The 10,771-nt window shown below is 65.8% G+C and carries 16 protein-coding genes and 1 pseudogene; 2 read left to right on the forward strand and 15 right to left on the reverse strand.

All coding sequences use genetic code 11. The annotated features are described in order from the left end of the window. Window positions 1-354: 354 nt before the first annotated feature. The gene (locus AB7O82_RS33000; protein ID WP_428551650.1) at window positions 355-708 is read right to left on the reverse strand and encodes an ArsC family reductase; all 354 of its coding nucleotides are present in this window, start codon (window positions 706-708) and stop codon (window positions 355-357) included. 104 nt (window positions 709-812) lie between these two features. On the opposite strand from AB7O82_RS33000, the gene AB7O82_RS33005 reads away from it, so the two are divergent. Next, window positions 813-980: an SRPBCC domain-containing protein gene (locus AB7O82_RS33005; protein ID WP_428551647.1), complete on the forward strand. Its 168-nt coding sequence runs from the start codon at window positions 813-815 to the stop codon at window positions 978-980. A gap of 61 nt (window positions 981-1,041) precedes the next feature. Next, entirely contained in the window at window positions 1,042-1,779 is a 738-nt protein-coding gene (locus AB7O82_RS33010) for a VOC family protein (RefSeq protein WP_428551645.1), read from the forward strand. A 209-nt stretch (window positions 1,780-1,988) separates the two neighbouring features. On the opposite strand, the gene AB7O82_RS33015 is transcribed toward AB7O82_RS33010, so the two are convergent. The 14 genes and pseudogenes from AB7O82_RS33015 to AB7O82_RS33080 form a co-directional block, all read right to left on the reverse strand. Beyond that, entirely contained in the window at window positions 1,989-2,174 is a 186-nt protein-coding gene (locus AB7O82_RS33015) for a hypothetical protein (protein ID WP_428551653.1), read from the reverse strand. 43 nt (window positions 2,175-2,217) lie between these two features. Continuing rightward, a pseudogene (locus AB7O82_RS33020) lies at window positions 2,218-2,337 on the reverse strand (glutathione S-transferase family protein); the annotation flags it as partial. A gap of 191 nt (window positions 2,338-2,528) precedes the next feature. Beyond that, entirely contained in the window at window positions 2,529-2,756 is a 228-nt protein-coding gene (locus AB7O82_RS33025; protein WP_428551643.1) for a hypothetical protein, read from the reverse strand. A gap of 217 nt (window positions 2,757-2,973) precedes the next feature. Further along, the gene (locus tag AB7O82_RS33030; RefSeq protein WP_428551640.1) at window positions 2,974-3,675 is read right to left on the reverse strand and encodes a hypothetical protein; all 702 of its coding nucleotides are present in this window, start codon (window positions 3,673-3,675) and stop codon (window positions 2,974-2,976) included. A gap of 122 nt (window positions 3,676-3,797) precedes the next feature. Next, on the reverse strand, window positions 3,798-4,091 hold the full coding sequence (locus AB7O82_RS33035; RefSeq protein ID WP_428551638.1) for a hypothetical protein: 294 nt from the start codon (window positions 4,089-4,091) through the stop codon (window positions 3,798-3,800). After that, window positions 4,061-4,297 carry a hypothetical protein gene (locus AB7O82_RS33040; protein ID WP_428551635.1) on the reverse strand — a complete coding sequence of 79 codons (237 nt, stop codon included), beginning with the start codon at window positions 4,295-4,297 and terminating at the stop codon, window positions 4,061-4,063. The genes AB7O82_RS33035 and AB7O82_RS33040 overlap by 31 nt, the downstream gene beginning before the upstream one ends. An 82-nt stretch (window positions 4,298-4,379) precedes the next feature. Next, the gene (locus AB7O82_RS33045) at window positions 4,380-4,664 is read right to left on the reverse strand and encodes a hypothetical protein (protein WP_428551632.1); all 285 of its coding nucleotides are present in this window, start codon (window positions 4,662-4,664) and stop codon (window positions 4,380-4,382) included. Next, window positions 4,613-4,870: a hypothetical protein gene (locus AB7O82_RS33050; protein WP_428551630.1), complete on the reverse strand. Its 258-nt coding sequence runs from the start codon at window positions 4,868-4,870 to the stop codon at window positions 4,613-4,615. Before AB7O82_RS33050 ends, AB7O82_RS33045 begins: the two co-directional genes overlap by 52 nt. After that, complete coding sequence (locus AB7O82_RS33055) at window positions 4,867-5,541, reverse strand: hypothetical protein (protein ID WP_428551627.1); 675 nt, start codon at window positions 5,539-5,541, stop codon at window positions 4,867-4,869. Before AB7O82_RS33055 ends, AB7O82_RS33050 begins: the two co-directional genes overlap by 4 nt. Before the next feature lie 63 nt (window positions 5,542-5,604). Further along, entirely contained in the window at window positions 5,605-6,024 is a 420-nt protein-coding gene (locus AB7O82_RS33060) for a hypothetical protein (RefSeq protein ID WP_428551625.1), read from the reverse strand. Between the two features lie 8 nt (window positions 6,025-6,032). Then, the gene (locus AB7O82_RS33065; RefSeq protein ID WP_428551622.1) at window positions 6,033-6,584 is read right to left on the reverse strand and encodes a hypothetical protein; all 552 of its coding nucleotides are present in this window, start codon (window positions 6,582-6,584) and stop codon (window positions 6,033-6,035) included. 37 nt (window positions 6,585-6,621) lie between these two features. Then, window positions 6,622-7,551 (reverse strand): hypothetical protein, encoded by a 930-nt coding sequence (locus AB7O82_RS33070; RefSeq protein ID WP_428551620.1) that lies wholly within the window; start codon window positions 7,549-7,551, stop codon window positions 6,622-6,624. Between the two features lie 43 nt (window positions 7,552-7,594). Next, on the reverse strand, window positions 7,595-9,190 hold the full coding sequence (locus AB7O82_RS33075; protein WP_428551617.1) for a caspase family protein: 1,596 nt from the start codon (window positions 9,188-9,190) through the stop codon (window positions 7,595-7,597). A 226-nt stretch (window positions 9,191-9,416) separates the two neighbouring features. Then, window positions 9,417-10,771: caspase family protein (locus AB7O82_RS33080; RefSeq protein ID WP_428551614.1), on the reverse strand; the 1,355-nt coding region annotated here is incomplete at its 5' end.

Genomic DNA, 10,771 nt, shown 5'->3' on the forward strand with positions numbered 1-10,771 from the left:
ACCGCCGCCGTCGCTGGTACGCCTTGGGCGCAACCAGCCCTCTCCATCTTCCGACCTATTACGGTTCGCGGCTCGACGGCAACGAGGGACGCCGAGCCTACGCCGCAGGCGTGATCGCCCGCACCTTCGGCGTCGATCTCACACCGTCCTGAGGGGCGGCCGGCAGCGCTGGGAGCGCACCACTCATAGGCCCAAGTTTGCCGGATGGACGTCATGCGATAGGACCGCGCCACTCCAGTGGCGCTCATCTTGGTGAATACACATCCCATGAGCGCCATCGGAGTGGCGCGGTCCCAGCAAGGAAGCGAGGTCGATGGGAAGAGTTGGCGCCCATGACTGGAGCGCCCAGCGCCTCTAGTCGAGGGCCTCCGCATACTGGTCGGGCTTGAAGCCGACCAGGAGCGTGGCGCCGGCCTCGAGCACCGGACGCTTGATCATCGAAGGTTGGCCCAGCATCAGCGTGATCGCCTTGCGCTCCTCAAGCTCCTGCTTGTCTGCGTCGGACAGCTTGCGGAAGGTCGTGCCCGAGCGATTCAACAGGGTTTCCCAACCGACCTTCGCGGACCAGTCCTGCAGGCGCTCCCGCGTCAGGCCGGCCGTCTTGTAGTCGTGGAAGACGTAGTCGAGGCCTTTCCTGTCCAGCCAAGCCCGGGCCTTCTTCATCGTGTCACAATTCTTGATGCCGTAGATGGTTATGCTAGCGCTCATGCGTCGGAACTCCGAAGTCGAAATCTTCATCGCGGCGTGTCGGATCGGCGTCGCCCCGTTCGTCCTCAGGCTAACAACGACTTGAACCGGAGAAAATCGATGTCATGACCGTCATCCTCACCTTCGAGGAGGAAGGCGTAAAAACGCGCTACACTGCCACGGTGCGCCAACTGGACGCTGGAAGATCGCGAGGCGCACGAGAAGATGGGCTTTCACGAGGGCGCTGGGGCCTGTGCGCCGACCAGCTCAACGAGCTGGTCGCCAGGATCTGACCGGCAAGACACACGACACGACAGGGAGAATCTCGTAGCTGCAAATTTCGTCTGGTACGAATTGATGACCACTGACGCCAAGTCGGCGGAGGGCTTCTACAGCAAGCTGGTTGGCTGGAAGCCGCAGGATGCGAGCCAGCCCGACATGACCTACACCATGTTCCTCACCGGCGAGATGCCGGTGGCCGGCCTGATGACCCTGTCGCCCGAGGCCTGCAGCTCCGGGGCGCGTCCGGCGTGGATCGGCTATGTCGGCGTCGACGACGTCGATGCCACCGCCCAGCGCGTCACCAAGGCCGGCGGCGCCATCCACGTGCCGCCGACCGACATTCCCAACATCGGGCGGTTCGCCATGGTGGCCGATCCGCAGGGCGCGGCCTTCTCCCTGTTCAAGGGCCTGTCCGAGATGCCGCGCCCGGACGCCGGCCCGACTACGACGGGGCTCGTCGGCTGGCATGAACTGATGGCGGTCGATGGCGAGAAGGCGTTCGGGTTCTACGCCGACCTGTTCGGCTGGACCAAGGCGGACGCGCTCGATATGGGCGCCATGGGCCGCTACCAGCTCTTCAATTCAGGCACCAGCACGATCGGCGGCATGATGACCAAGCCGGCGGAAGTTCCGATGCCGTTCTGGACGTACTACTTCCGGGTCGACGAAATCGGTGCGGCGATGGAACGCTTGAAGCAGTCCGGCGGCACGGTGATCAGCGGGCCGATGGAAGTGCCCGGCGGCGAGTGGATCGTCCAGGGCCTCGACCCGCAAGGCGCGATGTTCTCTCTGGTGAGCGCCAAGGTGTGATCTGATTCCTAAGCCTCTGTCCCGCGGAACGGCAATTCCTCGAGCAGCGTCATGGCGAGGGCGTGCAGGCGGGGCACGTTCGTCGTCGTGTCGACGCCGAGACCGACGGCGCGCAAGGCGCTCGGCGATGAAGGCCGTGACGTCGGCCTGCGTCAGACGGTTCAGCAGCAGGTAGCGGCGAGGCGTTTCGATCATGGCATCGATGGCGCTCAGGGCGTGCGCTGCTCGTAGGCGGCCGCGAGAAGCTTGTCGCATGCCCCCATCATGAGCGCCACCACCCGAAGGACGGCGCGGCGATCGGCGCCCTCCGCCGGCGTCATCGCCCGTGCGCGGCCATGCATCTCGTCGAGATGGTCGATGATGGCCGCGCTGTCGACCCAGCACCTCGTCGTCATCCAGCACCAGCGCCGGAATGCGTCCCAGCGGATTGGCCGCGCGTACCTCGGTTCGGTTTCCGAAGCCGGAGACGGCCTGCTGCCGGTAGGCCATCCCGTATGGCGCAAGCGTGATCGCGACGCGGCGCGTGTAGGGCGAACGATTGACGCCGATGAGCAACATTCTGTCGAGACTGTAATCCCGTGCTCTCTGGCCAACCCAGCTAAAACTATCGACGAGTTGGGGAACCCAGTCGACGTCTCACAGACCGAACGGACAGGTATCGGGCACGCCCTTGCACCCTTGCTGCTGGCCAAGCGGCGCGACAGCGATTCGCTGCATCCCGTGCGCCGCCATGCGCGCCGGGCGAGGCCCTACTGCGCGACCAACTCGTCGCGCAGCGTGCTCATGCGCCGGCGGTAATTGGAACGAACTGCGCTTCTCACGCCCTCTTCTGCACCCACTTCTCGATCAGACCGGCGACAGCCAGAAAGCCTCCCCACTACCACGAAGCCGGGCACCTTGAAGCGGGCCACGGAATCAAGCGCCATCATTCCGGCCAGGAACAGCGGGGTCGCGACCAGAGGCACGCCGATGACCAAAGCCGCGACGCGCCTCCCCTCCGAGACAGGGGAAAGCAGCACGGATGTGGGGAGACTATCGACAGAATCACCCTTCCTTCTGCCAGACCAGGGCGCAGGTCACGATGAAGCGCGCCGGCATCAGGTTGACTGGCTCGGCCTGACGCAGCGGAGGCGGCCGGCCGTCGGCGTGGGTGCACCATCGGTCGCCGCCCCCTTCTCCGCCCGCGAGCGCGCCTCAGCGGCCAGCTGCCCGTTCCGCCCACTTGATGTGCTCATTGGCTGCGCGCATCAGCAGCGCGGTCTCCTTTTGCACCCGTGCTTTGACGAGATTTTGGCGGGTCTCGTCGGTCCCTGCCTCGCGCAGCTTGGGTTCCTGGAGCAGAAGCTGGTACAGCACCTGCGGGTTGGGCGAGCGCACCAGGCAGCCGATCAGGGTGTCGGCGACGTAACAGGGCAATTGCTGAGCTGCTCCCGACATCGAAGATATCGGCACCGTTATCGTGCCGCGCCACGCCCGGTTGTCGAATCGCTTCGCGATCTCGTCGTCGTTTCCCAGCATCATTTTCATCAGTCCCAGGGAATCGAGGTCAGCCAGCGTGTATCGCGATGCACGGGCGGCGTCGCTGAAGACGATATAGTTGATCCCTTCCCATGATGAGAGCCACGTGTTGGGGTTGGACCAGGGGAGATCGTTGCGCACGAAGTAGGCGCGCGCATAGCGCTCGACACCGAGCCGCTTCTCCTCGTCTTCGATGCAGCAGTACGATTCGACATGTTCAAAGCGGTAGCCATTGGGCGTGGCCGCGGCGGGGAACTCGCTGGCGAGCAACGATCCCAGGCTCTGCTGCGCCTGACTCGGCTTGTTGCCGAGCAGCAAGATGGTGCCGAGGACGGCGCATCCAATGACGATCACGCGAGCAAGCACGATGTTCTTCATGGCGATCTGTCTCCTTCCGGCTGGCCCCTGCCAGCCGCGGGACGCATCATATGGAGGCTCCCGTCCAGCCACGATTGCCGGCCATTGCCGGCGATTGCCGCCGGGCGCGACGGCCCCGATGCTCAGGCCTTCACGACATATTCTGCCTGTGCGACCGTGACCGCGCCGGTCCATTTGCGCAGCTTGTCCTCGATCAACCGCCTCAGATTGGTGAGGAATCGGCTGGTTTCCGCCTCATCCATGATGCCGGCAGACGGGCCGGCGCCGCGAGGATCGAGCCTGGCAATCGCCTCCTTCTGCCAGACCAGGGCGCAGGTCACGATGAAGCGCCCCGGCATCGAGTTGACCGGCTCGGCCCGGCGCAGCAGCAGCAAACGGCCGTCGCTCAGCGTCGGAACGATGGGAGCGGCAGCCACAGCATGGTCTCGCCCCAGCTCAGGTCCCACAGATGCTTGCCGATCGGCGCGGGATCCCGGGTGAAGAAGGTGTAGGCGGCGACAGGCGCCCCCTTGGCGGCGATCACCGCGAGCTGTTCCTTGTGCTTGCCGACCTCGAACACCATCGGCCCAGCCCCACCCGAGCGGCGCGTGTAGGGCGAGCGATTGACCCCGATGAGCAACATGATGGCGGGACCGTAGACCTGCACTTACCGCCGGGACCAGTGCAGCTTCTCGACAATGCAACTTGTCGACACGGGCGCCCCGCTATCGACGCTCGTTCGGCGCGGCGAATGCAAGAACTCGCTGCGCCACCAGCTCGTCGCGCAGCGTGTTCATGATCCAGCAGAACACGTCGTGGCGATCGTCCTTGTCGGGCAATTCGTGGACAATCGGGCGCGACGCCGTCGCCATGAACGCCTCGACTATTTCCGGATGCGCCGCCATCTTCGCTCGATTGGCCTCGAGGATCAGCAGGTGATGCTCGGGCGATTCGAAGCCTATGGTGCGGCCATGGTAATCGAAGTGCGCCGGCAGCCGGCGCGGCGCCACGTGCTTCGCGCGCGGCCCCACAGCGGCGCCACCTTGGGTCGCCGAGCCGGGCTGACGATCAGCCAAGTGTAGAACGCCTCGACCGACCCGAAGGTCACGCCGTCCAGGACGAACGGCGTATGCGCGAAGTGCGACATCAGGCGCCCGATCTCCTCGTCCGATCGGGACCAGATGTTCAGCGGTGCCGCGCCGGCCGGCGTGGTCACCGGACCCATACCCGGGCGACGAAAAAGGCCCCTCGCACCTCGTCGGCTGCGAGGGTCCGACGATTCGGACTGTCGGGCCAGGGATCGCGCACAGTGAGCTCGGTGAGCTTGATATGGCCGGAGCGGTCCTTGACGTAGCTCGCCGTGGTGAGGACGGTCGCGTGACCGACGGCGCCGATGATCAGCGGACGGCCGCGATCGAGTTCGGACACCAGCTGCCTGGCGCCGTCGTTTAAGAAAAGCTGCGTCGCCATGTCGGTGGCCTGGCTGCCGCCCTGTCCCGGGACGCTGGTCGATACGACCAGCGCCGCATCGGGCAGCACCTCGGCGGCGGCTTGGAACTTGAATCCGTACTGGTCGATCCACTCGCCGTTGATCGCCCGGATGATCTGCGGCGCGTTCGCGCCGTCGCCGTCAACCCGGCACTTGCTGCTGCCGAAGATTTTCTCGACGGCCCATTCCTGCGCCGTCTCGCGGCCTTGCAGGGAAAATACGGCCTGGATGCAGGCGGCCCAGCACCAGTCGCGGCAACGCTGCCGCACCGTCTCCATCTTGCCGATCTCGAGCCCGGAAACGCATTGCTGATAGCCCCGTGCATCGGCAGCAGTGCAACGGGTGGCGCTGTGGGCCAGCGGCGCATGCGCCAGGACGGCGGCCGGCAGACCGGCCATCACGAACCTGCGAGAAATCACGACGACCTCTTTCAGTTGCGACGAATGGGGCGAACGGCGTTCTCACGCCCGCTTCTGGGTCCACCGCTCGAACAGGCCGACGACGGCCAGGAAACCGACGACAGCCAGGAAGCCGAGCGCCTTGAAGCGGGCCACCGCGTCGAGCGCCATCATGCCGGCCAGGAACAGCGGGGCCACGACCAAGGGCACGCCAATCACGAAAACCACGACACGCGCTACCCAGTCCGGCCTGCCGTCGTCGCGGACAAGCCGATCCCAGAACAGCAGGCCGAACACGATCACGCCCATCGGGAAGCCCAGCGCCGTTGTGGTCGAGCCGACCGCGTCGCCGATCCGGTACGCGGTCGCATCGATGAGCCAGCCCAGTGCGCCGAAGGCGGCGGTGAAGTAGATCGCCGCGGCGATCACAGTGCCGGCTACGCATGCGACGAGCATGAAAACGGCAATGGCGAGTTTTTTCATGGCTGGACCTATCGGGAAGAGGACGTGCGGCGAACCGTGTGCGCGTCGATCAGCTTGTTCGACCCGAGCGCCAGGGCAACGACACCCATGATCGACGCGTATCCCACGGCCATCGACGCCATGTTGCCGCTCGCCAGCACCAGTACCTTGAACGCAGGCCAAGCCGAGGCATAGAGCGGCAACCCGATGCACGGCAGGGCAACCAGCCCCGCCAGGATCAATGCGGCAAAGCTCGCATAGGTCTCTTCCGTCTCGAGCAAGGCGTAGACCAGACGACCGCCCATCACGGCCCCGGCTGGTACGCCGAAGGCAAAGGCGGGGAAGCTGGCGCGGCGTCCGAGATTGTCGGCTGCGGTGGCCACACTGACCATCCAGTCGAGCACGCCGAGCACAGCGGCGAAATAGAGCGCGCCGACGATGGCGCCGATGACGGCGCATCCGATGACGATCGCGGGAGCAAGGATGATGTTCTTCATGGTGATCTGTCTCCATCCGGCCGGCACCTGCCAGCTGCGGGCGGAAGATACGAAGGCACCCCTCCCGTTGCGATTGCCGGCCATTGCCGGCGATTGCCGCCTGGCCTGCCGGCCGCCATGTTCAGGCCTTCACGACATATTCAGCCTGGGCGACCGCGACCGCGCCGGTCCATTTGCGCAGCTTATCCTCGGTCAACCGCCTGAGATTCGTGAGGAATCGGCTGGTTTCGGCTTCGTCCATGATGCCGGCCGACGGGGTGGCTCCGCGCGGATCGAGCCGCGCGATCGCTTCCTTCTGCCAGACCAGCGCGCAGGTCACGATGAAGCGGCCGGGCATCGGGTTGACCGGCTCGGCCTGGCGCAGCAGCAGCAGCCGGCCATCGCTCAGGGTCGGTACGATCGGAGCCGGCAGCCAGAGCATGGTCTCGCCCCAGCTCAGGTCCCACAGATGCTTTCCGATCGGCGCCGGATCGCGGGTGAAGAAAGTGTAGGCCGCGACCGGTGCGCCCTTGGCGGCGATCACCGCGAGCTGACCCTTGTGCTTGCCCACCTCGAATACCAGCGGCCCGGTACCGCCCGACGGCTGGACGTCGGCGCCAAACGAGCGGCTGGCCGAGAACCGCTCGACGACCAGGCGCGGATTGTCGTGGCCGCGCGGCGGCTCCAGGGTCATGTCGCGCAGCAGCGCCTGGTGGGCACGATCGAGGTTGCGGGTCGCGGCGCCGCCCAGGGCGCCGAGCAGCCGGGTCACGAAGCTCAGCACCGGCAGCTCGAGATCGGCCGGCTCGAGGGCCGGCGCCGCGGCGCCGTCGGTCGCCGCCCCCTTCTCGGCCCGCGAGCGCGCCACGCCGATCCAGTCGTTCATGAAGCGCGTGAGGTCCTGGGCGATCACCGGCGAGCAGCCGAGATCGCCGCGCAGCAGCTTGGAGAAGCGCTGGGCACCATCCTCGGTCTTGAAAACGTGGTTGCCGATCCAGTTGTCGGGATCGTTGACGTCGGCCAGCTCGCGGAAGGCGCGCCACTTGAGATAGAGATTGGGGATAGCGGTCATGGGGCGATGATCCGGTTGTGACGGCGACTCTTGCCGAATGTTCTCAGTAGCCGGCTGTTCGTCGGGCCCAATTGATGTGCTCCTCGGCAGCGCGCATCAGCAGGCCTGTCTCCTTCTGCACCCGCGCTTTGACGAGATTTTGGCGACCCTCGTCGGTCCGCGCGTCGCGCAGCTTGGGCTCCTGCAGGAGGAGCTGATAGACCACTCGCGGATTGGGCGGGCGCACCAGGCAACCGATCAACGTATCGGCGACGTAACAGGGCAGCTGCTGCGGTGGTCCTGACGGCGAGCTGATCGGCACCGTGATGGTGCCGCGCCACGCTCGCTCATTGAATTTCTTGGCGATCTCGTCATCGTCCCCCAACATCATCTTCATCAGATTGAGGGAGTCGAGATTGGCGAGCGTGTATCGCGACGCGTGATCGGCATCGGTGAAGACGATGTAGTTGAGCCCCTCCCACGTGGAAAACCAGGTGTTGGGCTTCTGGGGAAGGCCATCGCGTATGAAATAGACCCGCGCGTAGCGCTCGATACCGAGGCGCTTCTCCTCTTCCTCGCTGCAGCAAAACGGTTCGACGTGGCGGAAGCTGTATCCGAGGGGCGTGGCCGTGGCGGGAAACTCGCTGGCGAGGAGAGTTCCCAGATCCTGGCGTGCCTGTTCCGGTGCGTCGCCGGATACCGTGCCGAGTAGCGCCGATGAGTAGTGAACCCAGCCGTACCACGCCAGCGACAACGCCCCGACGAACAGCGGTATCCCGGACGCCCCGATCACCAGCTTGCGCCACGGCCGGCGCCGTGCTGGCGGCCCTGGTCGCGGCGCGGGCACGGCGCCGATCGTATCCCCGGCCACCGCCGGCTTGCCGATCTCGCCTTCCCTCACCGCTGGCTTGTCGATCCCGCCGTCCGATACCGGCTTGTCGACCGCTTCGTGGCGCGCCTCTTTGCGCTCCACCGCCACCAGGGGCGGCAACGAACCATGCATATAAAGGGCGGGGTTCTGCTTGCCGGCCGTAGCCTGGTGCACCCGGTCCGCCGCCTCGACGAAAACGTCGTGGATGCGCCGGCCCCGCTCGAGCAGGCCGGGCAGGACCTCGACCAGCGCCGTGGCATAGGGGCTGCGGTCGCTGTCGCCATCCTCGGCCACCTCGCCGGCGGCGGTGGAATAGACCACCAGCATGCCCTCGGCCGGCAGCTTCAGCGCGGCCAAGCCCTGCGTCACGTCACGCGAGGACACCGCCATGTTGGGAAGTGGATTGTTGCGGCAAGCGTCGAGCACGATGACGTTGGCCTTGCGCGGCATGCGCGCCAGCTCGGCGACAATCTCGTCGACCCTGAGCGCGCCGGCCGGCAGATGCCGGCTCGAGGGAATGCTGGCGTTCACCGGCAGCACATAGTTGGTGCCTTCGTGCTGGATGCCATGCCCGGCATAGTAGAACAGCGCCACCGAGCCTGATCCCGCCTGCTCAAGGCGAGTGCAGAAATCGATGACCGCGCCGTGAAACGTGGGCTTGTCGGCGTCTTCGAGAATGGTGGCCGTGAAGCCGAGCCCGCGAAGCGCGTTTCCCACCAGCCGGACGTCGTTGACCGGGTTGGAAAGCGCACCCTGCGAATAGTGGGCATTGCCGACGAGCAACGCCATGCGCCTCTCGTCGCCGGACGACACGGGTCCTTCCGTGCCGCCATCCTGTTCCTGTCGCTGCTCCGTTCCTCCAGAACCGAAATATCGTGACGCCATGGTCCCGCCAATTCACCGCGAGTATAAGCTACAGTGGCACTGGCGGCGATAGCGGCGAGACGATCTTGCGAGGCTCAATCGCCGGTAGCACCTGCCCATTCCCGGTCCCGGGACGACGTTCTCCCCGACTTCAAAGGCCGGCCATTCGTTCTGCCCACCTCACGTGCTCCTCGGCCGCATGCATCAGCAGGCCGGCCTCCTTCTGCACGCGCGCCTGGACGAGCTTCTGACGAGCCTCGTCGGTCCGCGCCGTGCGCAGGGCAGGCTCCTGCAGCATCAGATGATAGAGCACGCGCGGGTTGGGCGAGCGCGCCAGGCAGCCAATCAACGTATCGGCGACGTAGCACGGCAACTCCCTGGAGCCTTCGGGCGACGACGTGACGGTCACTGACATCGCACCGCGCCACGCCCGCTCATTGAAACGCTGGGTGGCCTCTTCTTCGGTGCCGAGCATCACCTTCAAGAGGTCGGCCGATTTGATGTCCGCAAGCTTGAACCTCGCAGCATGGCCGGCGTCGGTGAAAAAAATGTAGTTGTAGCCTTCGAATGAGTTGAACGGCTCCTTCGACGCGGGTTTCGGAAGATCGTCGCGGATGAAGAAGTCTCTGCCGCGGGCTTCGATGCCGTAACCCTCGTCGTTCGAGGTCACGCAGCAGAAGCCGCCGAGATGGGCGAAGCGATATCCGGACGGTGTGATCGATGCTGGGAACTCCTCGCCGAGCATTGACCTGAATCGCTCCCACCGGGTTTCTGTCATTTCCCGGATGAGCTGTCTCGCAGCGGAGAACGGCCGGCTCTCCAATGCCAGCGTCGCCCACCCAAGTGCCATGAGCGCGGCCACTACGCCGACTGTCCAGGCCAGCGGCCGCCTCCACCGTTGCCGTCGCGACGTCGGCGCAGACGCAGGCACCTCGCGTTCTGACGCGGCGATGTCGCCGACGCGTGCTTCCGGCTCTTCCAGCGCAGGTAGCGAGCCGTGCATATAGAGGGCTGGCTTCTGCTTGCCGCCCGTGGCCCGGCGCACGCGGTCGGCCGCTTCGACGAAAACGTCGTGGATGCGTCGGCCTCGCTCGAGCAGGCCGGGCAGGACCTCGACCAGCGCCGTGGCATACGGGCTGCGGTCGCTGTCGCCATCCTCGGCGACCTCGCCGGCAGCCGTCGAGTAGACCACCAGCATGCCCTCGGCCGGCAGCTTCAGCGCCGCAAGGCCTTGCGTCACGTTTCGCGAGGACACTGCCATGTTGGGCAACGGATTGTTGCGGCAGGCGTCGAGCACGATGACGTTGGCCTTGCGCGGCATGCGCGCCAGCTCGGCCACGATCTCGTCGATCCGGAGCGCGCCCGCCGGCAGATGCCGGCTCGACGGTATCTCGGCTTTGACCGGCAGCAGATAGTTCGTACCGTCGTGCTGGATGCCGTGCCCGGCATAGTAGAAGAAGGCCACTGCGCCTGATCCCGCCTGCTCGAGGCGGGTACAGAAGTCGA

The organism is Reyranella sp. (assembly GCF_050185545.1).
Classification (GTDB): domain Bacteria; phylum Pseudomonadota; class Alphaproteobacteria; order Reyranellales; family Reyranellaceae; genus Reyranella.

Coding starts and splice junctions, on each gene's coding strand:
- AB7O82_RS33000 (WP_428551650.1), bottom strand. CDS start 708: ATGAGCGCTAGCATAACCATCTACGGCATCAAGAATTGTGACACGATG.
- AB7O82_RS33005 (WP_428551647.1), top strand. CDS start 813: ATGACCGTCATCCTCACCTTCGAGGAGGAAGGCGTAAAAACGCGCTAC.
- AB7O82_RS33015 (WP_428551653.1), bottom strand. CDS start 2,174: ATGACGACGAGGTGCTGGGTCGACAGCGCGGCCATCATCGACCATCTC.
- AB7O82_RS33030 (WP_428551640.1), bottom strand. CDS start 3,675: ATGAAGAACATCGTGCTTGCTCGCGTGATCGTCATTGGATGCGCCGTC.
- AB7O82_RS33040 (WP_428551635.1), bottom strand. CDS start 4,297: ATGTTGCTCATCGGGGTCAATCGCTCGCCCTACACGCGCCGCTCGGGT.
- AB7O82_RS33055 (WP_428551627.1), bottom strand. CDS start 5,541: ATGGCCGGTCTGCCGGCCGCCGTCCTGGCGCATGCGCCGCTGGCCCAC.
- AB7O82_RS33060 (WP_428551625.1), bottom strand. CDS start 6,024: ATGAAAAAACTCGCCATTGCCGTTTTCATGCTCGTCGCATGCGTAGCC.
- AB7O82_RS33065 (WP_428551622.1), bottom strand. CDS start 6,584: ATGGCCGGCAATCGCAACGGGAGGGGTGCCTTCGTATCTTCCGCCCGC.
- AB7O82_RS33070 (WP_428551620.1), bottom strand. CDS start 7,551: ATGACCGCTATCCCCAATCTCTATCTCAAGTGGCGCGCCTTCCGCGAG.
- AB7O82_RS33075 (WP_428551617.1), bottom strand. CDS start 9,190: ATGGCGTTGCTCGTCGGCAATGCCCACTATTCGCAGGGTGCGCTTTCC.